Origin of the sequence: Kribbella sp. NPDC004875 (assembly GCF_042873375.1) — a bacterium.
GTDB lineage: Bacteria > Actinomycetota > Actinomycetes > Propionibacteriales > Kribbellaceae > Kribbella.
This window is the reverse complement of the sequence record NZ_JBIALI010000003.1, coordinates 237,805-263,915: the sequence shown is the minus strand read 5'-3', so window position 1 is coordinate 263,915 and position 26,111 is coordinate 237,805. Positions and strand designations below refer to the sequence as shown.

At 67.5% G+C, this 26,111-nt stretch carries 24 protein-coding genes and 1 pseudogene; 13 read left to right on the top strand and 12 right to left on the bottom strand.

Going from position 1 to position 26,111, the window contains the following annotated elements; genetic code table 11:
* The first annotated feature begins 41 nt into the window (after positions 1-41).
* The gene (locus ACFYRH_RS18425; protein WP_387776014.1) at positions 42-869 is read left to right on the top strand and encodes an IclR family transcriptional regulator; all 828 of its coding nucleotides are present in this window, start codon (positions 42-44) and stop codon (positions 867-869) included.
* Here ACFYRH_RS18425 and ACFYRH_RS18420 read toward each other — a convergent pair.
* Genes ACFYRH_RS18420 through ACFYRH_RS18395 form a run of 6 tightly spaced genes read right to left on the bottom strand, consistent with a single transcriptional unit; the run spans position 835 to position 7,382 of the window.
* On the bottom strand, positions 835-1,830 hold the full coding sequence (locus ACFYRH_RS18420) for an amidohydrolase family protein (RefSeq protein WP_387776012.1): 996 nt from the start codon (positions 1,828-1,830) through the stop codon (positions 835-837). The two genes, ACFYRH_RS18425 and ACFYRH_RS18420, sit on opposite strands and share 35 nt — an antisense overlap.
* Positions 1,827-3,344: an AMP-binding protein gene (locus tag ACFYRH_RS18415; protein WP_387776010.1), complete on the bottom strand. Its 1,518-nt coding sequence runs from the start codon at positions 3,342-3,344 to the stop codon at positions 1,827-1,829. The genes ACFYRH_RS18420 and ACFYRH_RS18415 overlap by 4 nt, the downstream gene beginning before the upstream one ends.
* Entirely contained in the window at positions 3,341-3,862 is a 522-nt protein-coding gene (locus ACFYRH_RS18410; RefSeq protein ID WP_387776008.1) for a 3-hydroxyanthranilate 3,4-dioxygenase, read from the bottom strand. Before ACFYRH_RS18410 ends, ACFYRH_RS18415 begins: the two co-directional genes overlap by 4 nt.
* A gap of 21 nt (positions 3,863-3,883) precedes the next feature.
* The gene (locus ACFYRH_RS18405) at positions 3,884-5,497 is read right to left on the bottom strand and encodes an amidohydrolase (RefSeq protein WP_387776006.1); all 1,614 of its coding nucleotides are present in this window, start codon (positions 5,495-5,497) and stop codon (positions 3,884-3,886) included.
* Between the two features lie 7 nt (positions 5,498-5,504).
* Positions 5,505-5,918, bottom strand: a complete 414-nt coding sequence (locus tag ACFYRH_RS18400; protein ID WP_387776003.1) for a RidA family protein — start codon at positions 5,916-5,918, stop codon at positions 5,505-5,507.
* Between the two features lie 27 nt (positions 5,919-5,945).
* Positions 5,946-7,382, bottom strand: coding sequence for an aldehyde dehydrogenase (locus tag ACFYRH_RS18395; protein WP_387776001.1), 1,437 nt, complete (start codon positions 7,380-7,382; stop codon positions 5,946-5,948).
* Positions 7,383-7,672: 290 nt separating this feature from the next.
* Here ACFYRH_RS18395 and ACFYRH_RS18390 point away from each other — a divergent pair, with 290 nt between their 5' ends.
* Complete coding sequence (locus ACFYRH_RS18390; protein ID WP_387775998.1) at positions 7,673-8,188, top strand: 2-keto-4-pentenoate hydratase; 516 nt, start codon at positions 7,673-7,675, stop codon at positions 8,186-8,188.
* Complete coding sequence (locus ACFYRH_RS18385; RefSeq protein ID WP_387775995.1) at positions 8,185-8,970, top strand: 2-keto-4-pentenoate hydratase; 786 nt, start codon at positions 8,185-8,187, stop codon at positions 8,968-8,970. The genes ACFYRH_RS18390 and ACFYRH_RS18385 overlap by 4 nt, the downstream gene beginning before the upstream one ends.
* An 8-nt stretch (positions 8,971-8,978) precedes the next feature.
* On the opposite strand, the gene ACFYRH_RS18380 is transcribed toward ACFYRH_RS18385, so the two are convergent.
* A complete protein-coding gene (locus ACFYRH_RS18380; RefSeq protein WP_387775992.1) occupies positions 8,979-9,788 on the bottom strand; it encodes an enoyl-CoA hydratase/isomerase family protein in 810 nt (269 codons plus the stop codon).
* A 159-nt stretch (positions 9,789-9,947) separates the two neighbouring features.
* Here ACFYRH_RS18380 and ACFYRH_RS18375 point away from each other — a divergent pair, with 159 nt between their 5' ends.
* Complete coding sequence (locus ACFYRH_RS18375; RefSeq protein WP_387775989.1) at positions 9,948-10,727, top strand: SDR family NAD(P)-dependent oxidoreductase; 780 nt, start codon at positions 9,948-9,950, stop codon at positions 10,725-10,727.
* Between the two features lie 18 nt (positions 10,728-10,745).
* Here ACFYRH_RS18375 and ACFYRH_RS18370 read toward each other — a convergent pair.
* A pseudogene (locus ACFYRH_RS18370) lies at positions 10,746-10,913 on the bottom strand (4-oxalocrotonate tautomerase family protein); the annotation flags it as partial.
* Between the two features lie 70 nt (positions 10,914-10,983).
* A complete protein-coding gene (locus ACFYRH_RS18365; protein ID WP_387775986.1) occupies positions 10,984-12,630 on the bottom strand; it encodes an MFS transporter in 1,647 nt (548 codons plus the stop codon).
* Between the two features lie 261 nt (positions 12,631-12,891).
* On the opposite strand from ACFYRH_RS18365, the gene ACFYRH_RS18360 reads away from it, so the two are divergent.
* From ACFYRH_RS18360 to ACFYRH_RS18340, 5 genes are read left to right on the top strand one after another with little or no spacing between them, the layout of a single operon-like run.
* A complete protein-coding gene (locus ACFYRH_RS18360; protein ID WP_387775983.1) occupies positions 12,892-14,433 on the top strand; it encodes an ABC transporter substrate-binding protein in 1,542 nt (513 codons plus the stop codon).
* On the top strand, positions 14,430-15,662 hold the full coding sequence (locus ACFYRH_RS18355; RefSeq protein ID WP_387775981.1) for a hypothetical protein: 1,233 nt from the start codon (positions 14,430-14,432) through the stop codon (positions 15,660-15,662). The genes ACFYRH_RS18360 and ACFYRH_RS18355 overlap by 4 nt, the downstream gene beginning before the upstream one ends.
* Position 15,663: 1 nt before the next feature.
* The gene (locus ACFYRH_RS18350) at positions 15,664-16,596 is read left to right on the top strand and encodes an ABC transporter permease (RefSeq protein WP_387775978.1); all 933 of its coding nucleotides are present in this window, start codon (positions 15,664-15,666) and stop codon (positions 16,594-16,596) included.
* Positions 16,593-17,396 (top strand): ABC transporter permease, encoded by an 804-nt coding sequence (locus ACFYRH_RS18345; protein WP_387775975.1) that lies wholly within the window; start codon positions 16,593-16,595, stop codon positions 17,394-17,396. The genes ACFYRH_RS18350 and ACFYRH_RS18345 overlap by 4 nt, the downstream gene beginning before the upstream one ends.
* Complete coding sequence (locus ACFYRH_RS18340) at positions 17,393-18,946, top strand: dipeptide ABC transporter ATP-binding protein (protein ID WP_387775972.1); 1,554 nt, start codon at positions 17,393-17,395, stop codon at positions 18,944-18,946. Before ACFYRH_RS18345 ends, ACFYRH_RS18340 begins: the two co-directional genes overlap by 4 nt.
* A 193-nt stretch (positions 18,947-19,139) precedes the next feature.
* Here the strand turns inward: ACFYRH_RS18340 and ACFYRH_RS18335 are convergent, their stop codons facing one another.
* Genes ACFYRH_RS18335 through ACFYRH_RS18325 form a run of 3 tightly spaced genes read right to left on the bottom strand, consistent with a single transcriptional unit; the run spans position 19,140 to position 20,890 of the window.
* Positions 19,140-20,033 carry a sulfurtransferase gene (locus ACFYRH_RS18335; protein WP_387775969.1) on the bottom strand — a complete coding sequence of 298 codons (894 nt, stop codon included), beginning with the start codon at positions 20,031-20,033 and terminating at the stop codon, positions 19,140-19,142.
* Entirely contained in the window at positions 20,030-20,464 is a 435-nt protein-coding gene (locus tag ACFYRH_RS18330) for an OsmC family protein (protein WP_387775966.1), read from the bottom strand. The genes ACFYRH_RS18335 and ACFYRH_RS18330 overlap by 4 nt, the downstream gene beginning before the upstream one ends.
* A gap of 9 nt (positions 20,465-20,473) precedes the next feature.
* Entirely contained in the window at positions 20,474-20,890 is a 417-nt protein-coding gene (locus ACFYRH_RS18325; protein ID WP_387775963.1) for a transposase, read from the bottom strand.
* Positions 20,891-21,072: 182 nt separating this feature from the next.
* Between ACFYRH_RS18325 and ACFYRH_RS18320 the strand changes: the two genes are divergently transcribed.
* From ACFYRH_RS18320 to ACFYRH_RS18305, 4 genes are read left to right on the top strand one after another with little or no spacing between them, the layout of a single operon-like run.
* On the top strand, positions 21,073-22,674 hold the full coding sequence (locus ACFYRH_RS18320) for an ABC transporter substrate-binding protein (RefSeq protein ID WP_387775961.1): 1,602 nt from the start codon (positions 21,073-21,075) through the stop codon (positions 22,672-22,674).
* Between the two features lie 4 nt (positions 22,675-22,678).
* Positions 22,679-23,611 (top strand): ABC transporter permease, encoded by a 933-nt coding sequence (locus tag ACFYRH_RS18315; protein ID WP_387775958.1) that lies wholly within the window; start codon positions 22,679-22,681, stop codon positions 23,609-23,611.
* Between the two features lies 1 nt (position 23,612).
* Complete coding sequence (locus tag ACFYRH_RS18310; RefSeq protein ID WP_387775955.1) at positions 23,613-24,470, top strand: ABC transporter permease; 858 nt, start codon at positions 23,613-23,615, stop codon at positions 24,468-24,470.
* Positions 24,457-26,106 (top strand): dipeptide ABC transporter ATP-binding protein, encoded by a 1,650-nt coding sequence (locus tag ACFYRH_RS18305; protein WP_387775952.1) that lies wholly within the window; start codon positions 24,457-24,459, stop codon positions 26,104-26,106. The genes ACFYRH_RS18310 and ACFYRH_RS18305 overlap by 14 nt, the downstream gene beginning before the upstream one ends.
* Positions 26,107-26,111: the final 5 nt, after the last annotated feature.

Below are 26,111 nucleotides of genomic sequence, written 5' to 3'. Positions count from 1 at the left end.
ACAGCCGGATCGACTCCGGGCATGCGCGGAGAGTGATGACAATGGCTCTTCCAACAGACGTCCCCAGCGATCCCAGTCGCTCGGTGTCCAGCCGGGTGTTCGCGCTGTTGAACGCGTTCACCCCGGATAGCCCCGCGCTGCGCCTCGTCGACCTGCAGGCGGCGACCGGTCTGCCGGTGTCGACCGTCCACCGGATTGCTGCCGAACTGGTCGAGCTCGGTGCCCTCGAGAAGGATCGCGACGGGTATTACCGCATCGGACTGCGGATGTGGGAGCTCGGCTCCCTGTGTCCGCAGCCGCGGACGCTACGCGATGTGTCGCTGCCGTTCATGCACGATCTGTACGAAGCAACGTCCGAGAACATCCACTTGGCCGTGCTGGACGGCGACGACGTGCTGTACGTCGAACGCGTGTGGGGTGCGCGATCGGTGGATGTGGCCTCGCTCGTCGGCGGCCGCTACCCGTTGCACGCCACCGGCGTCGGCAAGGTGTTACTCAGTTACTCGTCGCAGCAGTTCCAGGAGTCCGTGCTGCGCGCCGGGCTGAAGCGGTACACGCCGCACACGATCATCATGCCGGGCATGCTGATGCGGGCGCTGAGCGACGTACGCAAGACCGGAATCGCTCGTTGCATCGAGGAGTTGACGCTCGGTACGGTCTCGGTCGCGGTGCCGATCTTCGCGCCCGACCGGCGAGTGGTGGCGGCGCTGTCGGTCGTGATGCACACCAGGGCGCGTTCGCTGGCGGGCGTTGAGCCGGCGCTGCGCCTGGCCGCCAGTTCGATCACCCGCGAGCTCGCCAAGGGCTACGACGAGACCTACCACGAGCGCGGCTTCAAGCGCGACGGGCGAGAAGTCCGTCGATCGTGACACCTTCGATGCGCTGCCGCTGCTGCGTCGGCAGATCGAGTGCCGCCACCGTCGCCCGCGGGTCGAGGTCGGCGAGGTCGAACGGGTAGTCGGTTCCGAGCAGGACGTGGTCCGAACCGAAATCCTCTACGAGGCGGCGCAGCAGCGGCGTGGAGAACGTGGCGGTGTCGTAGTACAGGCGGGACAGGTAGTTGCTCGGTGGCTGTGCGGTGGTGTGTGCGATCTCCTTGCGTTCCCAGCCAAGATCGAGCCGGCCCTGCAACGCGGGCAGGCAACCGCCGCCGTGGGCGAGGCAGAGTGTGAGGTCATGTCTGTCCAAGACCCCGCCGAGGACGAGGCGGCTGACGGCGAGCGCGGTCTCCAGGGGGAAGCCGGCCAACTGCGGAAGCCAGTACGACCCCAGTCGCTCGCCGCCGGGGACGGCGTTCGGATGTAGGAACACGAACACCTGGCGATCGGCCAGCATCTCCCACAACGACTCGTGCCGTGGATCGTCGAGCTCGGCGCGGTATCCGTGCGTACCGAGCGCGATCCCGGCGCAGGACAGTTCGTCGAGACACCTGGTCGCCTCGCCGAGCGCGTCCGGCGAGCCGAGCGGGACGAAGCCTAGTGGAATGAACTTGTCCGTGTCGGCGCACAGCAGGTCCACGAGTGCATCGTTGGCACGTCGCGCGACGTCGATGACCCGCTGAGGATCGCGTTCGTCCGGGCAGGTGACGAACGGCGGGAGTGACACCAGTTGCTGATCCACGCCCATGCGCTGCATGTCCACGACCCGCTCATCCAGGTCGTACTGCGTGCGCGGCAGCGGGATCGGAGCGCCGCGACCGATACCCGAGACGGCGGGATCGATGCGGACCACGTCACGATCGACCGCCGCGAGTCCCTGACCGGTGAGCCAGTCGAGCAACGGCATCGGCAGCGCATGGCTGTGAACATCGACAACTCTTTCGCCGTTCATCCGACCGACACCATCCCCCGAAGAGCGCCGCAGTCGACCCGGCCCATGACGTTGCGTGGCAGCACCGGAACCGCGACAACGTCGACGAACCTGATAGGCGCTGCAGGCAACGGTATGTCGTGGGCCTCTGCCGACTCGGCGAACAGCACGGCCTCCATGGGCCCAACCTTCACCACGGCGCTCTGCAGGCCGGTCGTGTTTGCGATCTCTTCCTCCAGGTCGGCCGGGCAGACGAACTTGTGATCGACGACGAAGACATCAGTCAGCCGGTTGAGGTAGTGCAGGTAACCGATCTCGTCGATCCTGCACACGTCACCGGTGCGGACCCAGCCGTCGCGGAATGCGGATGCGTCGTGCGCGGGATCCAGGTAGCCGTCCATGGCCGATGGTCCGCGTACGCACAGCTCGCCGGCTACACCGGTGGGCAGTTGACGGCCGGCGAGGTCGTGGATCTGGAGGGTCATGCCCGGATACGGCAGACCGAGTGAGGTGCGTCGTCGTAGGTCGGAGGACGCATGGTCGGCGGGCGTCGTCATCGCAATGGTCTTGGGTACTTCGACCTGGCCGAAGATTCCGCAGAGGACCTGTCCGAACAGCTCGTGCGCCCGGTCGATCTCTGCGGGTTCGAGCACTGCACCGCTGTAGCAGAGCAGCTCGACGGACGACCAGTCGGCGTCGTCGACGCCTCGGTGTGACATCAGCGCTCGGAGTGCCGGCGGCATCATCATCAAGATGTTCGGATGATGCCGGCGCGTGGCGTCGATCAGTGTCGCCGCGTCGAAGCGCTCCAGCATGACGAAGGTGCCGCCGCGCGCCAGTGTCGGCAGCACCATGTTGCCGAAGCCACCCGACACGGGTTCCGGACACAGCACGCGCGGCTGATCCGGCCAGGGAAGCTGTGCCATCGTCAGGGTGGCGACCGCGCAGAGGGCACCGCTGGACAGCAGCACGCCTCTGACTCCGCCGCTCGTGCCGGAGGTGTAGGCGAGCCGAACAAGCGAGGAGGGAGGGGCGACCTCGCCCACGGTCACGGACCGACTCGTCAGATCGACGGGCGGGCTCGCCAGGTCGTGACGCAGATTGCGCCAGCCGGCGACGTCGGCGTCGGTCCACCAGTGGATGTCCTGGTCGGACGAACGGCTCTCGAACAGCCCAGCGGCAAGGGTTCGGTCGACGATCACTGCGGCCGGGTCGGTGGCGCCTAGCCGCCCAAGCAGGTCCGCGTCATCGAGGCCGGTCATCGGCAGCGCCGCCGAGCGGAATCCTGCGACGTAGCAGGCGGCGTTGATGAGCCACTGCAACGGGTCGTTCCGCCTGATCTGTACGACGGTGTCGCCCGGACCGACGCCGTACGAGCGCAGCAACCCGACGATGCGCACGACTGCGGACTCGGCGTCGCGGTACGTGATCTCCTCCGTGCCGCACACCAGGGCGGTCCGCTCCGGGTACCTGCGCAGCGCGGTCAGGACCAGGTCTCCGATCGAACCGAAGGACCGATCCGCAGCGTTGGTCACAGGCGTTCGTCCGGCATGACGGTTCCGCAGTGTTTGCAGGTCCGCGCATCGATGTCGGCGTAGAAGCGCTGGTACGCCCCTGCCACCGGGTCGGTGGTGTAGTCGGCCACGTGCACGCTCTCCTCATGCAGGAAAACGTCACACCCTGGGCAGAACCAACGGAACCGGTCGAGCTCGCCGGGCTTGCGGAGCCGCTCGATGACGAGCACGTAGGAGTCGGGCCCGAACCGCGGCGAGTGCGCGACACCGGTCGGTGTGAAGATCGACGCGCCCTCGGGGATGACTGCGACGCCCTCGGTCTGGTCCTCGTTGCGGTAGTGCAGGTTCATCTCGCCACGGATCATGAACATCACCTCGTCGCTCGGGTTGAGGTGGAATTCGCTGCGGTACTCACGGCCACGGGCGATGAACGCGAGCGACTCGCTCTCCTGCCACAGGACCTTGACGCGCTTGCCGCTCGCGCCGAGTTCTGCCGCGAACTTGTCCAGTTCGACGATGGGCATCTGGCTGGGGATCATGATCGTCCTTCCTTGGCTGCTTCAGCTGAGTTGGTGCGGGTCGAAGACCGGTTGCCCGGCGACCAGCGTCAGCTCGACCTGGGTTTCGAGGAGACTTTTGTCGTCGACGGTGAGCGGGTCGCGGTCGAGGACGGCGAGATCGGCGTACTTGCCCGGTTCGATCGTCCCTTTTCGATGCAGTTCGCCGGTGTGCGCCGCTCCGGAGCGGGTGTAGAGCGCCAGCGCCTCCGCTCGCGACACTGCTTGTCGAGTACCTGTCACGACGCCCTGCGCGTCGGCCCGTGTTGTCATCGCGTAGATGTTCTGGAACGGGGCGAGCCGGTTGATCGGGTAGTCGGTTCCGGCCGCGACGTGGCCCAGGCCTGCGACGTCTACGAGATCTCTGAGCGGTACGGCGTCCGCGGTGCGCTGCCGGCCGAGATGACCCTCGATCGTCCGCACGTTCCGCCACAGGAAGGGGGTCTGCGCCGCGACGAGTACTCCGAGCGCGGCGGCGCGCTTGATTTGGTCGGGCTGGATGAGGCTGGCGTGGATCAGTACGTCTGGGGCGAGACCAGGCGTTCGTGATGTCTCCATGACGTCGAGAGCCAGATCGATCGCCGCGTCGCCGACGACGTGAATACCGACCGGCCAGCCGGACCGATGGGCGACAGTCACCAGTTCCGTCAGCCTCGAGCGATCCACGATCAGCTCGCCGTGGTAGTCGTCGCGGTTGGCGTAGGGGTCGCGGGTGGCCGCCGTACCCAGGGTCATGCCGCCGTCGATCTGGAGCTTGATACCGCGCTCCTGCAGCCAGGGACTGGCCGGCCGGGGCCCGCCGGCGAGCAAGTCCGACCACTCGGACGCGCTGACGGAGGGATTGAGCTCGCCGGACGGTGTCACCATCGCCGCGACCCGAAGCGTTGAGCGTCCGTCGAGCTTCGCCAGGACTTCGACGTCCTGGCGTGCTGTCGCGCCGGCGACCACCGACGTGATGCCGTGAGCATTGAGGACTGCCATCGCATCGGCGAGTTGCCGGGTCCGCTGTTCGTCGGTCCAGACCGGTACGACGCGGGCCACGAACTGCATGCCGTCCTCGATCAGATGGCCGGACGGATGACCGCCGGCCTCGCGGTCGACGATGCTCGCGGGATGATCGCTGCGCTCGTCGAGTCCGGCCGCTCGCAAGGCCGCCGTGCTCGCCGCGGCGCTGTGGCCGAACGGGAGGTAGACGGGTCTGCCACCAGTTGCCGCGTCGAGCTCGTGCCGGTTCGGCGCACGGCGTTCGGCGAGTTGGTTCGCCGGGTTCCACATGCGGCCCCGGACCCAGCTGTCCGTGGGCAGCGTGGCTGCGTGGGCGCGGATCCGATCGAGGGCTTCGGCCAGCGTGGTGACGCCCTCGAAGCCGACCGTGTCGTGATCGAGGCCGGCGTCCTCGAAATGACAGTGTGAGTCGATCAGTCCTGGTACGACGGTTCGGCCGGCGAGGTCGACGGCACGTGTAGCAGGCCCGGAGTACTGGCGCAGCTCGTCGCGGGAGCCGACGGCGATGATCGTCCCGGCACGAACCGCGACGGCTTCGGCGATCGTGCCCGCGTCGTCCAGTGTGTGGACCGTTCCACCGGTCAGCAACAGGTCCGCACTCGGCGTGGTCATCGTGGTGCTACTCCTGCACGACGGCGGCGATGCACTCGATCTCGACCAGCACGCCGGTCCGGTGCGGTGTCGCGATCAGCGTCGTACGCGCGGGGAAGTGCGGGTTCGACTCGAAGAACCGGCGATAAACGGCGTTGAACGCCGGGAAGTCCTCGACGTTGCGGAGGTAGCAGTTGCATTTCAGGATGCTCGCGCTGCTGCCGCCGGCGGCCTCGACCACCGAGACGAGGTTCTTCAGCGTCTGCTCGGCCTGTTGCTCGAAGTCCTCGGAGACGATCGTCCGGGTTGCCGGGTCCAGCGGACCGGTTCCTGAGCAGTAGATGGTTCCGTTGTGCACGATCGCCTGTGACAGCGGTGCCTTCGTTCCGGTCGAGAAGCCGACGGTCGGTGCGTTCTGGGTGCTGATCGACTGAATGGTCATCGTGTCTCCTGCTGGTCGGAAGGCGTCTCAGGCATTGGCGATCTCCATCACGATCGCCTTCGGCTCGGTGAAGAACTCCCGGCTGTATGTTCCTCCCTCACGGCCGACGCCCGAGTTCTTGGCCCCTCCGAACGGCGCCCGAAGGTCCCGGACGAAGAAGCAGTTGGTCCAGACCGTGCCGACGCGTAGCGCCCTGGACACCCGATGCGCGCGGGACAGGTCGCGGGTGAACAGCATGGCGTTGAGGCCGTACGGCGTGTCGTTCGCCGCGGCGATCGCGGCGGGTTCGTCGTCGAAGGGCAAGATGACGACGACCGGGCCGAACACCTCCTCCTGGGTGATCCGGGCGTGCTGTTCGGCGCCGATGACGACGGTCGGCCGGACGGTCCAGCCGCCTCCGACACCGCCGGTGTGGAGCCGCGCACCGTCGGCCACCGCGATGTCCAGATAGCCGCTGACCTTGCGGAAGTGCTCCTCCGAGGACAGCGGGCCGATCTGCGTTCCGTCACGCTTGGGATCGCCGATGACGAGCTGGTCCGCCGCGCGGGTGAAGCGCTCCAGGAATTCGTCGAAGATGCCACGCTGGACGTACAGCCGGCTGCCGGCCAGGCACACCTGGCCGCTGTTGCTGTAGATCGCCTTGATCGACCAGGACACGGCCTGTTCGAGATCGGCGTCGTCGAACACGATGTTCGCGCCCTTGCCGCCCAGCTCCAGGCTGACCGGGGTGAGGTTCAGTGCCGCGGCCCGGGAGATGGCGCGGCCGGTCGTCGACTCACCGGTGAAGGTGATCCGGTCGACGAGCGGCGACTCTGTCAGGGCCTGGCCCACGGAGCGCGGGCCGAATCCGTGGACGACGTTGAGCACGCCCGGCGGCAGACCTGCCTCGAGAGCCAGCCGCGCCAGGATCGTTGCCGAGGCGGGGGATTGCTCGGCCGGCTTCAGGACGACGGTGTTGCCCCAGGCAAGGGCCGGGGCGACTTTCCAGCTGGCCATCATCAACGGGAAGTTCCAGGGCGCGATCGCGGCCACCACGCCGGCCGGCTCGTACTGCGTGTAGGCGTGGTGACCGCTGGGCATCGGGTACGACTCGGCCGGGGTCACCGTCGAGTGGTCCGCGAAGAACCGGAAGTTCTGTGCCGAACGCTGGACGTCGTGACCGCGGGTCTCGCTGATCGGTTTGCCCATGTCGGTCGTGTCGGCGAGTGCGAGCTCGTCGGCGTTGGCCAGGATCAGGTCGGCCAGCCGGTGCAGCACCTGGCCGCGCTCGGCCAGGCTCATCCGTGCCCATGGTCCGTCGTCGAAGGCCTTCCGGGCCGCGTCGACGGCGCGTTCGGCGTCGGGGACCGAGCCGAGCGCAACGGTTGACCATGGAGCCTGCTCCCACGGATCGACGGACGGGAAGGTGGCGCCGTCGATCGAGGGCACCTCCTCACCCGCGATGACGTGACCGAACGACTCCATCGCCGTGCCTCCTGTGCTGTCCTCGCGGACCTGTTTGGCCCGCTGACGACGTCACTGTCCGTCGGCCGGTCCGTCCGGGACAATCACCACTTTCCATCCACCGGAAACGGGGCTCGCGCTGCACCCCGCACCTGGAAGGTCGGTCGCTTCCCGGTGACCGGAAGGCACAGCTTGGCCGCTCCGGTCGGCGCTGCCCAGCATGGGTTGTCCACCAGCGCTTGGGAGCAACTGTGAACGAAACACTACGCACACGTGCGGACGCTACGACCTTCCATCCGGAGGGGACGCCGGTGCCCTTGGACGGCCTCCGCCATCCGCGGATCGCGCCGTCCCTGGCCTTTGTCCTCACCCGGCCGGTTGCCGGCCGGACCCTGAATGTCGCGGAGGTACTGGCAGCCGTCGGATTCGTCGTGCCCGCCCTGGCACTCACCGATTCGCGTGCGGCAGATCCGGCGCGTGACGACCTGCTCGCGGACAATGCGGCGGCTGTCGGTGCGGTGCTCGGTTCCCGCCGTACGCCGATCGAATCCATCGACCCGCGCCTCGAGGGATGCACACTGCACCATCGCGGACTGCTCGTCGGAACCGGTGTCGCAGCGGCTGTGGGGTCGCCTCTGACGGCCCTCGCGTGGTTGGTCAACGAACGCCTGGGTCGCGGCGAGGAGCTGCCGGCCGGACAGGTGCTGCTCGTCGGGCCGATCGTTCCGCCGGTACCGGTGCGAGCCGGAGACACGGTGACCGCCGCGTTCACGCATCTCGGCCGGGTGACAGCTGCCTTCCTCGAGGCCCCGAAAGGCGACCGATGACCTACAAGTGGAATGTCTCCAGCGCCGCGCACACGCTGATCGACGCCGAGAACCGGAGACAGGAACTCGGCAAGATCACCGACGAGTGGCCGGAGCTGGATCTCGACGTCGCCTACCAGGTTCAGGACGAGACGCTGGCCCGCAGGTTGATGCGGGGCGAGCACGTCACCGGTGTCAAGCTCGGGCTGACCTCGCGGGCGAAGCAGGAACGGATGGGAATCAGCTCACCCCTGACAGCGTGGCTGACCGACGCGATGACGCTGGCCGAAGGCGTTCCACTCCAGCTCGACAGCCTGATCCACCCACGGGTCGAGCCGGAGATCGTCTTCGTTCTGGGGGAGGCGATCGAAGGTCCGGGGATCACTGCGGCGGTCGCGCTGCAGGCGGTTCGCTCGGTGCACGCTGGACTGGAGGTCATCGACAGTCGCTACCGGGACTTCGACTTCCGGTTGCCTGACGTAGTGGCGGACAACGCCTCCTCCGGTCGAATCGTCACCGGAGGGCTGTCCGTCGCACCGGCCGGCCTCGACCTCGCACTGGAACCGTGCGTCCTGCACGTCAACGGCGAGGTCGTGCACACCGCCACGGGTGCGGCCGTTCAAGGACATCCGGCGGAGGCGCTGGCGCTGGCGGCGAACACACTGGCTGCCCGAGGGGTGGCGCTCCAGCCCGGCTGGATCGTGTACACCGGCGGACTGACCGACGCAGTACACCTCCAGGCCGGAGACCACGTCGTCGCCGAGTTCGGCCATCTGGGTTCGGTCGTGATGACTGCTTCCTGAGGCATTCGTCAGCGGCCGCGGACGGTCTCGGACCAGGCCTTCCAGTGCTCGCGGAAGGCCTCACTCCGGACCGCCCGCAGCTGCTCGGTGATCTCGCGATCGATCACCTCGTTGAGCGAGTGCGTGGCGCCTGCCCTGATCAGGCGCTTCGTTGCTGCCGCGGCGGCCACCGGCGCCTCGGCGAGCCGGCCGGCGTATCGGAGAGCTTGTCCGAGGCAATCGTCGGCGACCGTGTCGAGCAGGCCGATGCGCAATGCTTCGGCCGCGCCGACGCGGCGCCCGGTGAGCGCGATCTCGGTCGCCCGGCCAGGACCGACCGCGTTCGCCAGCAGCCACGACGCGCCGAAGTCCGGGACCAGGGCCATCTTGATGAACGGGCTGGAGAAGACCGCTGCGTCGCTTCCGACGCGAAGGTCGCAGGCCAGCGCGAGGGCCATCCCCGCACCGACGGCTGCCCCGTCGACGCTCGCGACTGTCGGCTTACCGGTGCCGGCGAGCTCGCTGACCGACGAGAACTCCCGAGTCATCCGGGTGCGAGCCGCCTCGGGGGACTCGTCGCCCATGTCGCCGATCACATCCAGGTCGCCACCGGCGCAGAACGATCCGCCCCTGCCGGAGAGCACGATGACACGAACCTGGTCGTCGTCGTTGAGGCTCTGGAGCATGCCAGGTAGGCCATCCAGCAGCGCTCGATCCAACGCGTTGCGCCGATGCGGCCGGTCCAGCTCCACCAGCGCGACGCCATTCGCCGAACGCGTCAGGATGAGGCCAGGGATCTGCTCGTCGAGAGTGGCGGCGGTGCGGTCGATTGTCGTCATGGGTTCCCTCGGTCGGTGGTCGGTGCTGCCGAGGTTGCCAGCGGGGCCGCGGCACGGCCACGTGTTGTTCTCGCACAATGGGAAGGGCTGCTGGTCTCTGGCCCGCGCGGATCGCATGCTCGCCGCGAGACAGCCGCACATCGCAGATCGGAGAAAGTTGTGACTAGCAACGAAGAGCACGTCGGACCGCGGCAGCTGAGCGGGAAGACGGCGGTGGTCACCGGCGCGGCATCCGGTATCGGACGGGAGACCGCGCTGGTGTTCGCCGCCCGCGGGGCACGGGTGCTCGCGGTGGACCTGAACCCCGACGGTCTGGAGTCGCTCCGGCTGGAGGAGCCGGCGATCGAGATCCTGGCGCAGGACCTGACGGCCTCCGACGCAGCCGGGCGGGTGTTCACGGCGTGTCAGGAGCGGCACGGTACGCCCAACGTGCTCGCGAACATCGCCGGCAAGGCAGGCGACCGGCCGGTCGCCGACACCTCCGACGACGACTTCGAGTTCTTCGTCCGGCTGAACCTGACGACGACGTTCGCGATGAGCCGCGAGGCGGTCGCCGCGTTCGGGCCGGACGGCGGGGCGATCGTCAACACGTCATCGACGTTCGGGCTGGTCGGTGTCCAGGGCTCGGCGCCGTACTCCGCGGCCAAAGGAGCGGTCAGCAGCCTGACGCGGCAGATGGCCGCCGACTACGGACGGCAGAACATCCGCGTGAATGCCGTCGCCCCAGGCCTGATCGAGACCCCGGCGACGGCGGCGAAGGTCGCCGAGGGCGTGTTCGACGACCTCGTCACGAGGTCACGACCGTTGCCGCGGATCGGCCGACCGGCCGACATCGCCCACACCTTCGCTTTCCTCGCGAGCGACGACGCCGCCTTCATCACCGGAGTCACCATTCCCGTCTGCGGCGGCTGGAGCACCACCCGCTTCCGCGAGCGCTGAGCGGCGTTCCTCGATGGTCCTCCCGCCGGCTGCCCAGCGGTTCGGCGGGAGCTCGCGGACGAGGATCCGGACCGACTCGGGTGGCGCTTGCAGGCTCTGGACCGTTGCGATGTGCAGTGCGTCGATCAGAGCGCGGATCTGCTCGTCGGTCCGGCCGGCCAGCAGCGAGACTTCGATGATGGGCATCGCTTTCCTTTCGTACGGCGGCTGTGCGCCTGACGCTCGCGCACAGCCGCCGTGTTGAGTCGCCTTCGGGTCAGTTCTGGCCGGCGGAGACTTCCGCGGGCTCGTCCAGGGTGACGTCCGCGAGGTCGACGCCCTTCGTTTCCGGCAAGGTGAAGACCAGGATGGCCAGGCCGATGGCCATCGCGATGACCGGATACCACAAGGCGGTGGTGAAGCTGCCGACCTGTGCGCCTATTGCGACCATGGTCGCCGGCAGCAGGCCGCCGAAGACGCCGACGCCGAGCTGGTAAGGAACAGACAGCGCGGTCGCCCGGATCCGGGTCGGGAACACCTCTGCCATCGCCGCCGAGGCCGGCCCCTGTGCCAGCTGGGCGTACGCGACCAGGAGCAGCAAGAGGAGTGCGACTTTCAGGACGGCGCTGTCGAAGAAGTCTCCGAGGCCGCCGATCTTGATCGAGGTCGCCGAGCCCTTGACGGGATATCCAGCCGAGCCGAGTGCCTTGGTCAGGTCGGCGTCGAGAGTAGGACCGGATACCTCGATGTCGTTGACCTGGACCGTCGTGGGGCCGGTTGTGTTCACCCGGTCGAAGGTCACCGAGTTCGACTGCAGGATCTTCCGGGCCCGATCGCAGTCCGAGGTGAATTTCGTCGTACCGGCCGGGTTGAACTGGAACGAGCAGGTGCTCGGGTCGGCCTTGATCGTCACGGTCGTCCGGTCCTGGGCGTGCTTCAGTTCCGGGTTGGCCGTCCCGCTGATCGCGTTGGTGATCGGGAACACGGTCAGTGCGGCCAGAGCCAGGCCTGCGAACAGCACCGGCCGGCGCCCGATCCGGTCCGACAGCCAGCACGCGAACACGCAGAGGAAGAATCCGATCAGCATGATCACGAGGAAGATGCAGTTCACCGTGAAGGAGTCGATCTTCAGGTTGGTCTTCATCGTGGTGAGCATGTAGACGGTGGACAGGTAGCCGATGAACGACTGGGCCGACGCCATCACGAACACGACGGCGACCATCCGGATCCGCTTGCGGGAGCCGAACGCCTCGCGCAGAGGCGCCTTGGCCTGCGTTCCCTGCGCCTTCATCTGCTGGAACAGCGGACTCTCGTGCAGCTTCGACCGGATCCACACCGACAGCGCCAGCGGGAGGATCGAGACCAGGAACGGGACTCGCCAGCCCCAGGCCGCGTACGCCTCCGAGCCGACGATTCGCTCGACGACGAGTTGGACCGCGAGTGACAGGCTCAGCGCGAGTGCCGTCGTACCGGTCAGCCAGCCGACGAAGAAGCCACGCTGGCTCCTCGGCGCGTACTCCGACACGTAGGTGACGGCCGCACCGAACTCCCCGCTGACGGCGAGACCTTGCAGGATCCGGCAACTCACCAGCAGGATCGGTGCCAGAACGCCGATCTGCGCTGACGTGGGCAGGATGCCGACGACCACCGTCGAGAGTCCCATCAGGATCAGCGTGATGAGAAAGACCACCTTGCGGCCGACCATGTCGGTCAGCCGGGCGAACAGCAGCGCCCCGATCGGACGGACGATGAAGCCCGCGGCGAACGTCAGCAGGGCGAACACCGTCTGTGCCGACGGGCTGTAGTCGCCGAAGAACTTCGCTCCGATCACTGGGACCAAGGCCCCGTAGAGGAAGAAGTCGTACCACTCGAAGGCCGTTCCGACGGCCGACGCCCCGACGATCTTGAGTTCTTGTCTGTTCATGGCACTGTCCTTTGTCCATCCCGGCCGCGCTGTGCGGTGGGGTGACGCTAGGCCTGTGTGTGACGTCTCCAACGCAGTCTCTTCCCATCAGATGGAAAGGGCACGGAAGGAGACGCCGCTTCCCGATGGGTGGAAATGCGGGGGCGGTTTCGCGGTGTGCAGGCGCTGACACTGAGGCCTGCATCGCTCGATCCGTGACCCCAGGAGTTTCCGTTGGCCAGCACACGACATGCAAGAACCTCGATCGCATCGTTGATCGCTGTGAGCGCCCTGCTGCTCGCGGGCTGCTCGTCGACCGGTAACGCGGCCGAAGCCCAGTCTCGGTTGACCGTCGGCCTGAGCTCGACGGTCGACTGTCTGGATCCACATCAGACGCCGAACACACCGCCGTTGCACGTGGCCCGGCAGTTCGTCGACAGCCTGACCGATCAGGACCCCGCATCGGGACGTCTGACTCCATGGCTGGCGACCTCCTGGACCGCGAACTCCGACGCGACCGTGTTCACCTTCACCTTGCGCGAGCGCGCGACGTTCAGCGACGGTACGGCGGTTGACGCGGCCGCGGTCGTCGCGAACCTGAAGGACGTGGCCGCACTCGGTGCCAAGTCGCCGCTTGGCGCCGGCTATCTGCGGGACTTCGCCGGTGCGACGGCGACCGGGGCGAACCGCGTCACCGTGAGGTTCGCCAAGCCCAATGCGCAGTTCCTGCAGGCCACCTCGATGGTGACCCTCGGGTTGTTGTCGACGAGAACACTGTCGCTGGACTCGAAACGACGCTGCGCAGGTGAGCTTGTCGGCTCGGGCCCGTTCGTACTCAAGAGCGTCGACGAGAACGAAGAGATCAAGCTGGTACGGCGTGACGGCTACGACTGGGCCGGTGCACAGGCCAAGCACATGGGTCCGGCGCATCTCGCCGAGCTCGACTTCTCGATCGTTCCTGACGCCAGTGCTCGGCACGGCAGTCTCGCCTCCGGTCAGCTCGACGTCGACACACAGGTTCTGCAGCAGGACGAGAGGAGCTTCGGCACGGGTGGTTCGAGCCTGCTGTCAGCGACTCGCCCGGGCATCGTGTACACGCTGCTGCCCAACGAATCCCGCCTGGTCCTTCAGGATCCCGCCGTACGCCGGGCGATCGCAGCCGGGATCGATCGCTCGGCCTTCGCGCCGTTGCTGTCCAAGGCCGAGCGCGCCGCGACCAGTGCGCTGGCCTCGACCACTCCCGGCTACACCGACCAGTCGAGCCTGCTGCGCTATGCGCCCGACGAGGCGAAGCGTTTGCTCGACAGCGCCGGTTGGAGCGGTGGCCCCGGCGGAATTCGTACCAAGCAGGGCCGTCCGCTTGCCCTGACGCTCGTCTACTCGGCAACCGAACGCTATGGAACCGTTTACCAGTTGATGGCTCAGCAGTTGCGTGAGATCGGGGTCGACCTGCAGCTGAAGCCTCTCGACGACGCCACCAACAACGCACGTCAGGCGGCAGGAGACTACGACTTCGTGTCCTGGTCCGTGACTCGTGCAGACCCGACCATCTTGGCGAGCATCTACCCGGTCGCGAGTGCGGATCCGCTCCGACGGACCAAGGCCGATGTACTCGACACTTCGATCGCAGCGATCGGATCGGTCGTCGATGACGCCCGGCGTACCCCACTGGTCACTGCCGCGGTTCGGGCGATCCTCGACGGCGCGCACGGCATCCCGTTGTTCGAGCAGGCGGCGTCAGTCGGACTCGGCCGAGGCGTGAACGGGGTACGGTTCGACGCCTCGAGCCGTCCGATCTTCTACGACGCGGAGGCGGCACGATGAGAGAAGCGGTCGATCAGCGCACCGCCTGGAACGACTTCGGCAACGGCACCATGGTCGGCGCGGAAGCGTTCGTCCGCGCCGCAGACGCCTTGCTGGCGTCGGCGCTCGAGCACATCGGCGGTGGCGACGCGGCGCGGGATGATCTCGTGGCAGGCCTGCAGGCGATCCTCACCGTCGACACGTCGTACTCGACCTTGCGGCTGGATGTCGGTCCGGTCGGTCACGGCCCGCGGCAGGAACTCGCACGGAACGCCGAGGCAGTCTCGGCGTACATCCTCTCGTTGGTACGGCGGGCCGCGGCCGAACCGGTGCACCGGCTCGCCGACATCCGGAGCAGCTGCGTGGGCTACCTGTGGACCGAACCGGTGATCGAGCGGCTGATCGGGGCCGGCGACAACCATCCCGCTCGCAACCTCTACAACGAGTGGCAGTGGCAGCTCGTCCTGTTGCGTGACCTGTTGATGGTGTTCGCCAATCCGGACGCTGTGCGCTTTTGCGCGGATCATGACGGACTGACGCGGCTGCAGACGGCGCGAGACGGCTTCGTGGTGCAGGCAATGACTCGGAGGATCGCCCATGTCGCGGTCGTCGATCTCGCGGCGGACTTCCTCGTCGGACACCACGAGTCCGGAGCCTTCGGCTTCACTGATGGTGGTGCCTCCGTCCTGCCCTCTGTTGTCAGTGCGCCGGCGCTCGACGTACCGGCGTACCTGCTGACCTACTCGCCGACATCGGAGGTCGGTACGACGTTCTTCTTCCCGGAACGGGACGACTACTACTCACCCTCTGTCGTGCAGCCGGAGCCGGACCCGAAGCCGGTAGAGGAGATCGAGGTCGTCGAGCTGTCGAGCCGGGTGACCGACGGTCCGGTACGCGGCGACGGGCACCGGACCCTCCGGCTGACTGTCGGATTCGATGAGCACGAGTGGTCGGTGGATCTCGGACAGGCGCTGCGCGGACACCGATACGCCCGGCGCCCGGATCTGCCGTCCGGTGAGGCGGCAACCGGCCTGAGCGGGTGGTCAGGCTGCGCCGTCCTTCGCGCCGAGGACAACGTCAGCGGTCGTGGCGGGTTCCAGCTGATTCCAACCGGTGGGCAGCCGGCGCTCGGGCTGGCTTTGCTCGGACGGCTCCGCCCCGGCAACGTTGTGCTCTACGCCGGACAGGACCTGGAGGCGTTGTCGGCACGGCTCGGCCCAGACCTGGTACTGATCGATGTGCGGGGTTGAGATGAGCACTGTCCCCAGGTTCGTGATCACCAGGATCGCTCAAGCGGTCTTGGTGGTGTGGATCGCGTACACGGTGACCTTTCTCGCGCTCTTCATCCTGCCGTCGGACCCGATCCGGCTGATGATCGGCCCGGAGAACAAGGTCAGCGATCAGAGCGTCGCGGCGCTGGAGCACGAGTACGGCTTCGATCGGCCCTGGCTCGTGCGGTACGGCGACGGGCTGTGGCACGCCGTACGCGGCGACTTCGGTGTCTCGCTCAGGACCGGGCGATCCGTCACCGGGTCGATCACGGCCGCGCTGCCTCGGACCATCGAGCTGGCGGGGCTGGCCCTGGCGATCGCAGTCGTCGTGGGAGCAGCGGTGGCCTGGTTCAGTGCATACACCCGTCGTCGTTGGCTGCGGCAACTACTGCTGGCGGTGCCGGCGATCTCGCTTTCACTGCCGACGTTCTGGTTAGGGATCCTGCTGTTGCAGGCGTTCTCCTTCGGCTACCGGATCTTCCCGGCGCGCGGTGGGCTGGTGCTGCCCGCGGTGACGCTGGCGGTGCCTTCTTCCGCACTGCTGGCGCAAGTGCTTTCGGCGCGGCTGATCGAGGCGATGGGGGATCCGTACGTCGATACCGCTCGCGCGCAGGGCGCCACGCGTGCCCGGGCTCTCAACGCGCATGCTCTGCGCAATGCGGTCATGCCGGCCTTGACGATGCTGGCGTTGCTGATCGGCTGGGTGATGTCCGGGTCCGTTGTGATCGAGACCGTCTTCGCCCGCAACGGTGTGGGCAGGCTCATCACGAGCGCAGTGGCCGGACAGGACCTGACGATGATGCTCGCGCTGGTGACCCTGACGACCTCGATCTTCGTGGTCGTGACCCTGGTCGTCGATCTGCTGCACCCGTTGATCGATCCTCGTGTGCTGCTCGACCGTCGGACCGCATGATGCGATCACTTCGGATTGCGTGGATCCTCGTGTGCTGTTCGGTTGTCGGACTGGTTGTCGCGTGCGCGTTGTTCCCCGGTCTCTTCACCTCTGCCGATCCGATCCGCGGACTTGTCGCGGATCGCCTGCGGCCGCCGAGCAGCGCACACCTGCTCGGCACGGACGAGCTCGGTCGAGACGTGTTGAGCCGAGTAGTCCACGGGGCGTCGCTGTCGCTGCAGGCCGCGGTGATCGCTGTGACCGTCGCTGTCGTTGCTGGGTCCACCGTCGGTCTGGTGGCCGGAACTGGGTCCCGGTCGATCGACGACTTCCTGATGCGGGTCGTCGAGGTGATGCTGTCGATCCCGTCGTTCCTGCTCGTCCTGGCGATTGTGCTCGCGCTGGGTTTCGGCACGATCCACGTGGCCGTCGCGGTCGGGATCTCGGCATCGGCCAGTTCCGCCCGGATCATCCGCTCCGAGGCCGTGCGGGTCCGGACATCGGGATACGTCGAGGCGGCCCGGGCGTGCGGAACACGATGGCCGGTCACGATCGTCCGGCACATCCTGCCGAACTCGCTGACCCCGGTCGCGGCGCTCGCTTCTGTCGAGTTCGGCAACGCCGTACTCGCGGTCGCCGCGCTCAGCTTCCTCGGGTTCGGCGCCACGCCACCGACGCCCGAGTGGGGAGCGATGATCGCCGGCGGCCAGGACTACCTCGACTCCGCGTGGTGGCTGACCGCCTGCCCCGGACTCGTGCTGACCGTCGTCGTGCTCGCGGCGAACCAACTCGCAGCGATCTTGCGGCACGGTGCGCGATGACGCTGTCCGTCGAGGGACTGTCGATCCGATACGGCCGGCAGCGAGCTGTCGAGGCTGTGACACTTCGGGTCGGTCGCGGGGAGGTGGTCGCTGTGGTGGGGGAGTCCGGGTCGGGCAAGTCGACCTTGGCTCACGCGCTCGCCGGCTTGCTCCCGGACGAGGCACGGCTCGATGCGGGGACGATCACCTTCGCGGGTCGGCAGGTCCAGGCACTGTCCGATCGAGGCTGGACCCGGCTGCGCGGGCGGCAGATCGCCTTTGTCCCTCAGGATCCAGGCACCGCATTGAACCCGCTGCTGACCGTCCGGCGACAGATCACCGAAGCTCTGCGACAACAAGGCCTGACCGAGCCCAGCGCCGAGAGCGCGCTGATCGATATGGGCGTTCCGGATCCGGAGCGGATCCTCAAGATGTTGCCGCACGAGCTGTCCGGCGGCTACCGTCAGCGAGTACTGCTCGCGATGGCCACGATCGGCCGGCCCGCACTGCTGATCGCCGACGAGCCGACGTCGGCGCTGGATGTGACCGTGCAGCGGACCGTTCTGGATCGCCTGCAACTGGTCGTACGGCGGGACGACGCGGCGCTCGTTCTGATCACGCATGACCTGGCGGTTGCCGCGGAGCGTGCCGATCGGATCGTTGTCCTGCGCAACGGCCGCGTTGTCGAGCAGGGGGCCACGTCCGAAGTGCTCGGGAACCCCCAACGCGAGTACACCCGGCTGTTGCTCCGCTCAACGCCACGGATCGTGGTGCCGGAATTCCGCGGGCCCGTCGGAGGGCGCCCCTTGCTGCGGCTGACCGCTGTGTCCAAGACGTACTCCGGCCGCCGCGGGACGACCACGGCTGTGCAGGACGTCTCGCTGTCGATCCAGCCGGGGCGGACGCTCGGCCTGGTGGGCGCCTCGGGCTGTGGCAAGTCGACACTCGCGCGGATGATCAACCTGCTCGTCGAACCAACCACTGGCAGCATCGAGCTGAACGGAGCCACTGTCTCGGGGAACCGGCGGGACTTCCGGCAGCAGGTGCAGCTGGTTGCCCAGAACCCGTACGACGCCCTCGATCCGCGGATGACCGTCGAGAAGATCATCGGTGAGCCGCTACGGGCGTTCCACGTCGGCTCCCGGCGTGAACGACGTACCCGTGTGCGCGAGCTTCTCGAGGACGTCGGACTCGAGCCAGAGCTGGCAGATCGAAGGCCGCGGGCATTGTCCGGCGGCCAGCGTCAGCGGGTGGCCATCGCCCGCGCGCTTGCCCTGAATCCCAGCTTGCTCGTTCTGGACGAACCCGTGTCCGCGCTGGATGTCGTCGTACAGGCGCGGATCCTGGAACTCCTCCTCAGGCTGCAGCAGGAGCGCGACCTTGCCTACTTGCTGATCTCGCACGACCTCGCGGTCGTCAGCTCGTTGTCGGACACGATCGCGGTCATGGACGCCGGCCGCGTCGTCGAACACGGGCCTACCGCTGAGGTAGTCACCACTCCCGACAACCCCATCACGAGATCCTTGCTCGAGGCTGTCCCGTCCGGCGGCCGCCTGTCAGGAACGATCTGAGAGCGGGAAGTTCAGAGGGCGTCTTCGTAGGTTCTCAGGATCTTCAGGAAGAGCCTTGAGCCGTTTGGTGCGGCCCACCATCCGCGGCATCAGGAGCAGGAACGATGCGTACGAGGAAGGCCACCTCGGCCCAGCGCTGGACGCGGCTTAGGGCTGCCGTCCCCACATGGTCGACGGCGAGCTGCTGTGTGGCTCAGGTGCAGTCGGTGTCGAGGAGTGGGGAGGGGCTCAGGGTTGTGCCTTGCTCGATCGGGAGGGTTGAGTCGGCGGACCACGCTGACCACGAGTCGACGTACAGGCCTATGGGTTGGCCGATGAGGGCCGCTCCGAAGACCAGGAGCGAGCTCGATACTCCGCCGCCGCAGTAGGCGCCGACCTCCTGCCCGCCGACCGCGCGGCGACGCAGGAACCACTTGCGCAGTTCGGTTGCCGGGACTAACCGGCCGTCGGGGCCGACGAGGTCGGTCGACGGTGCGTGGACGGCGTGTGGCACATGACCGCTGCGAGGTTCGTCGAGACTGCCGTTGTAGGCAGCGGCGGAGCGGGCGTCGAGCAGGGTGCCGTACTGCGAGATCTCGAGTACCTGTTCCACGTCGAGAACCCGGACGGCCCCGGCTGCCAAAGGCGCGGGAGCGGGCGGTCGTGTGCGCGGTGGCTCGAGAGGCGCTGTCCGGCCGCCAGTACCAACCCAAGCGGGCAGGCCACCGTCGAGGACGCGGACGGAGCGGTATCCGGCCCAGGTCAGCGTGAACCAGGCGCGGGTGGCGGAAGACAGTTCCTCGGTGCGGCGGGTGTACACGACGATGTCGTCGGTCGCCTGGACGCCGTACGCACGCAGTACGGCGTGCAGGTCACCGGCATGGGGCAGCGGGAGGTGGCCGCTGGTGGCGGTGGGGGAGCCGGCGAAGTCATCTTTGACCGTGGTCGCGACGGCGCCGGGGATGCTGCCGAGGACGGGATCCGGTCCGTCGGCCATCACCCGCCAGGGAGCGACCTCGAGGAAGACGAGGTGCGCGGCATCGCGCTGCGCTGTCGCGGCGTCGATCAGGTACTCCGTCGCGCGGCCGCTGATCGCGGACGATGTCACTGCTGCAGCTCGGATGTGTGCGGGACGAAGACGACCGGCAGGCTTTCTTTCAGGGCGTTGTAGATCCGGCAGCGTTTCTTGTACTCGGCGACGAGTTGGTCCGCCGTGAGATTGTCGACGCCGTCGATGAAGCACTCCATGATCAGCGTCCCGAGGTAGTCGCCCTCGACCTTCCGTTCGATCCGGGCAAAGATCTCCACCTGCCGCTCTGGTTGCCCACGCTCGACGAAATCGTGCCGGAAGGCGTTCAGCGCGCAGGACACCAGCGATGCGATCAGTAGGTCGAGGGAGCTGGCCTCCTCGCCCGGACCGCCGCTGCGTACAGAGCCGTCGGACACGATCTCGAAACCCGGGCCACTGATGGTGTAGCGCCCGCGAACGTCAGTGGTCTGGCCGTGCAGGTTGCTGACCACAGTGACGCGTTCGTTCATCGCACGAGTCTATGAACGAGCAGCGTCGCCGGTGAGTGCTTCCGGATGCTGGACGGTACGGGTGGTGGCGGTGCGCAGCTCGTCGGCGAGCAGTGCGACGACCCTGGTCAGCGACCGGTTGTCCTCCTGCAGTACGGCGACCTGGTGCTCGAGATCGGCGATCTTCGCCTCCAGGTCCCGCCGGCCGCCCTTGCGCTGTCTGGGTGCGGGCGCCGGGTCCCACCCGTCGGTGTCGCCGGCGTCGTAGTCGTAGCTGCCGTCGTCGTAGCGCGCGACCCACTTGCGCAGCGACTGCGGGCCGACCTCGAACTCCTCGGAGACCTCACGGACGATCGAGCGGTTGTCGGGTTCGTCCCGGCGGCGCTGCAGCACCCGCTCGACGGCGCGCTCGCGAACCTCGTCGCTGTACTTCTTGTCGAACACCACGCCGCGATACTACGCGCATGCAAGAGGTTATGTATCCACTATCACACTGAAAGTCGACTAAGTTGCTCGACATATGAGACATGTCCTGACGCTCATCGCGGCCGTGTCACGATGTCGGCAACACACGATCCAGTCGCTTCGCTATATAGCGTCATGTGATCTTTTACTGAGAGGAATCCGCCGTGCCCAGCTTCCGTCGGCTTGCCGGAGTGGTCGCCACCTTCGCCTTGCTCGCCACTGCCGCCTGCTCCGGGAACTCGCCCCAAGCAGCTACCTCGGGGGCGGATCGCAACGGCGGCACCCTGAACATCGGCCTGAGTGCGGAGCCCACCGGGATCGACGCGGCCGTGGTCAACCAGGTCTGGCGAACGGTGGCTCGTGCCCTGTCGGACTCGCTGGTGTTCTACAACCCGGACACCAAGAAGCTCGAGCCGTGGCTGGCGACCAGCTGGACCGAGAGCGCCGACGCCCGGACGTACTCGTTCAAGCTGCGCGACGACGTCACGTTCCACGACGGCACGAAGCTCACGTCGGCGGTGGTCAAGGCCAACCTGGAGAGCCTGAACCGGCCGGGGATCCACTCCAGTGCGAAGACGATCGTCCAGGGAATCAGCAAGATCACGACGCCGACGGAGCACGACATCACCGTCCAGTTCGCGAAGCCGAACGCCGCGTTCCTGGTATCGCTGTCGCGGGCGTACGTCGGCATCGTGTCGGAGAAGACGGCCAAGCTCCCGGTCGCCGAGCGGCAGAAGTGGATCGACGGGTCCGGCCCCTTCTACCTGCAGGAGTACGTGCCGAACCAGCACATCGTGCTGAAGAAGCGCGACGACTACCACTGGGCTCCGAAGTACTTCAAGCACGATGGACCGGCGTACCTGGACGAGGTCGTCTACAAGATCATCCCGGAGGACTCGGTCCGCAACGGCGCCGTGATCGGTGACGACGAGCTTCAGTTCATCTACTGGGTGAACGCCAAGTACGTGCCGCAGTTGCAGGGCGCCGGGCTGACGATCTCGAAGACGCTGAACCCGGCGACCGGTCTGGAGCTGCCGATCAACTCCTCGTCCAAGTTCCTCAAGGACGTCCGCGTCCGGCAGGCGTTGCAGGTCGGGGTGAACCGGGAGGAGCTCGTCAAGATCGCCTCCGGCGGCATCGACCAGCCGGCGACCGGACCGCTGAGCAAGGACAACCCGTTCTACTCGGATCAGAGCGCGCTGCTGAAGTACGACCCGGACAAGGCGAAGTCCCTGCTGGAGCAGGCCGGCTGGAGCAAGGTCGGCGCCGACGGCATCCGGGTGAACGCGGCGGGACAGCGGCTGTCGCTGCGGGCGCCTCGCGACGACGCCGCGTTCCAGGTGCTGCAGGACCAGTGGAAGAAGCTCGGCATCGAGTTGGTGCTCGATCCGCCGCTAGCGGCCGAGGCGAACGAGAAGCTGCTGAGTGGCACGTACGACGTCGCCTACTGGTACGCGTCCTCGCCGGAGCCCGACGTACTGCGCGCCAACTACGGCACCACGACGGGCTCGAACCGGAGCTTCATCGCGAAGGACGACTCGAAGGGCCAGGAGCTGGACCGGCTGCTGCAGGAGCAGAACCAGACGATCGACAAGGCCAAGCGTCAGCAGCTTGTCGATCAGGCCTCGCGGATCCTGGTCGAGCAGGCCTATGACATCCCGGTGTCCAACGACGTCGACGTCTGGGCCTACTCGCCGCGGTTGCACGACATCTTGCCGGTGGGTCTCGACCAGTTCCTGATCAATGCCTGGCTCGAGAAGAAGTGACCCGATGCTGAGGTACGGCGTGCGCCGGCTGCTGTACGGCGGCATCGTGATCTGGGGCGCTTTCACCGGGGCGTTCTTCCTGCTCTACATCGTTCCCGGTGACGCGGCCGGTGGTCTGACGGCGGGGGCCGACGGTGCGGACGTGAAGCAGTTGCTGGCCGAGCAGCGCGAGCTGCTCGGCTTGAACCGGCCGGTCCTGGTGCAGTACTGGGACGCGCTGACCGGGGCGCTGACCGGCGACTTCGGTCAGAGCGTCTATCAGCGGCGCCCCGCCGTGCAGGTCTACTTCGAGTCGTTCCCGGAGACGCTGAAGCTGGCGTTCCTCGGGTTGCTCCTGGCGGTCGTGCTCGGCGTGACGCTGTCGGTCCTCATCGAGTTGACGAACTGGCGATGGGCCCGCGAGCTGCTGATCTCGTTGCCTCCGGTCGCGGTCTCGTTGCCACCGTTCCTCGTCGGCCTCGTGCTGCTCCAGATCTTCGCGTTCCAGCTGCACCTGATCAAAGCTGTCGGAGACAAGGGATTCGGCGGACTGCTGGTCGCATCGATCGCGCTGGCGGTCGCGGGCGGCGGCAGCATCTCGCAGTTGCTCACCGCGAACCTCCGCGGCGCGCTGACGTCGCCGTACGTCGAGACCGCGCGGAACTGGGGCCTGAGCCGCTTCGACATCGTCGTGCGGCACGCACTGAAGAACGCCGCGCTCCCGGTGATCACGTCGCTCGGAACGACCGTCGGCGTGATGGTCGGCGGAACCGTGCTCACCGAGACGGTGTTCTCCCGGCTCGGTGTCGGCCGGCTGGTCGTCGACGCGGTCAACGGCCGGGACATGCCGCTGGTTCTGGTCGCGGTGACGATCAGCGCGGTGATCTTCGTGGTGGTGAATCTGGTGGTCGACGCCGTCTATCCACTGATCGACAAGCGGATCCGATTGGACGCATGACATGGCGACACTCGAGCTCAACGCGCCGGCGATCTCCAGCCGGCTGGTCGCCGTACTTCGGTCGCCCGGCCTGCTGGCGTCGTACCTGTGGGTCCTGGTGATCGTGCTCGCGGCGATCCATCCGGGACTGTTCGTCTCCGGCGATCCGCTCCAGCAGGACGCGTCGCAGATGCTGCTGCCGCCGAGCGCGCACCACCTGTTCGGTACCGACGACTTCGGCCGGGACCAGTTCACCCGGACCGTCCATGGCACCCGACTGTCGCTGCAGGCGGCCGTGGTCGCGGTCCTGATCGGCCTGATCAGTGGATCGCTGCTCGGCCTGATCGCCGGTGCGCTGCGCGGCAAGGTCGACAGCGTGCTGATGCGGGTCGTCGACATCATGCTGGCGGTGCCGAGCCTGATCGTGTCGCTGGCGATCATCTCCGCGCTCGGCCGCGGCACGCTGAACATCGCCGTTGCCATCGGCATCAACAGTACGGCGGGATTCGCGCGGCTGATGCGTGCCGAAGTGCTGAAGGTGAGCAATTCCAAGTACGTCGAGGCGTCGGTCTTCGCGGGGCACGGGTACGTGTACCGGCTGTTCCGGCACGTCGTCCCGAACGCGTCCCGCTCCGTGCTGGCCGCCGCGACGATGGACATCGGCACGGCGATCCTCACGGTTGCCGCGCTGAGCTTCCTCGGCCTCGGTGCGCCGCCGCCGACGCCGGAATGGGGCCTGCTGGTCGCCGCGGGCCGCACCTTCATCGGCGTCCAGTGGTGGCTCAGCCTGCTGCCCGGGCTCGTCATCGTTCTGACGGTGCTCGCCGTCTACCGGATCGGCCGGTCGTTCAACCGCGGGAGGACAAGTGTCATCGCCTGAATCCGAGCCTGAACCGCTGCTCAGCCTGCGCAACGTCGGCGTCGAGTTCAGCCTGCCCGGCCGGCCCGCGGCCAGGGTGCTGGACGACGTCAGCCTGACTGTCGCCGCCGGGTCGGTGGTGGCGGTCGTCGGTGAGTCCGGATCGGGGAAGTCCACGCTCGGCCGCGTCGTCACCGGCACCCTGGCGGAGAACGGCCGGATCACCGGCGGCACCGTCGTCCTCGGTGGCAGGACCCTGACCGGACTGTCCGAGCGGCAGTACCGCGGTGTCCGCGGCAAGGAGATCGGCTACATCCCGCAGGACGCACTGCTCGGCCTGAACCCGCTGGTGCCGGTCGGTGTGCAGGCGGGCGAACCGTTGCGCGCTCACGGACTGGCATCCAAGCCGGAGCGGCGGGAGCGGGTCATCGACCTGTTCGCGAAGGTCGGTCTGCGAAACCCGGAGAAGCTGTACTCGCGCTATCCGCACGAGCTCTCCGGAGGGATGTGCCAGCGCGTGCTGATCGCGGCGGCGATGTCCACCCAGCCGCGGCTGCTGATCGCCGACGAGCCGACGACCGCACTCGACGTCACCGTTCAGAAGACGATCCTCGACCTGCTGTCCGGACTCGTGGAGACCGAGGATCTCGCGATCCTGCTCGTCACGCACGACCTCGGCGTCGCCGGCGAGCGGGCGGACGAGATCGCCGTACTGAAGGACGGACGGCTGGTTCGCGGCGGGCGGACCGAGGAGGTCGTGGCCGACCCGGGAGACGAGTACACCGGACGGCTGCTGCGGTCCTCGTCGCTCGGCTTCTCCGGTGTCCGCGCGGCGAACAAGCGGCTGGAGTACTCGCGGACGGTCCCGGCGGACTCGCCGGTCGTGGTGGAGGCGAAGGGCATCAAGAAGGCCTTCGGTGACGTCACGGCGGTCGCCGGTGCCGATTTCCAGGTGCGCAAGGGGACGACGCTCGGGATCGTCGGCGAGTCGGGATCCGGTAAGACAACGCTGGTCCGGATCTTGGCCGGCCTGACCGCGGCCGACGCCGGCACCGTCGAGATCGACGCCGCACCGGTCGTGCATCATCGTCGCGGCGCGGGTCTGGCCGACCTGTACCGCAAGGTGCAGTTGGTCTACCAGGACCCGTTCGCCTCGCTGAATCCACGCTCCACCGTGCGCGCGATCCTCGACGAGCCGCTCAAGGGCCACAAGATCGGCAACGCGACGCAGCGGGCCCAGCGGATCGACGAACTGCTGGACGTGACCGGGCTCCCGGCGTCCGTCGCCGATCGGTACACCGCGGAACTGTCCGGCGGTCAGCGGCAGCGGGTCGCCATCGCCCGCGCGCTCGCGCCCCACCCCGAGGTGGTGATCCTGGACGAGCCGGTGTCCGCGCTCGACGTCACGGTCCAGCGGCAGATCCTCGACCTGCTCGGCACGTTGCAGCGCGAGCTCGCTCTCACCTATCTGTTCATCTCGCACGACCTGGGCGTCATCGCCGAGGTGTCCGACGAGATCGTCGTACTCCAGCACGGGCGGATCGTGGAGCGCGGCGCCGCGCTCGGGATCCTCACCCAGCCGCGGACCGACTACGTCAAGGAACTGCTGGCGTCGATCCCCGGCGCCGCCGAACCCTCGTCTGCACTTTCCTCATGAGGAGA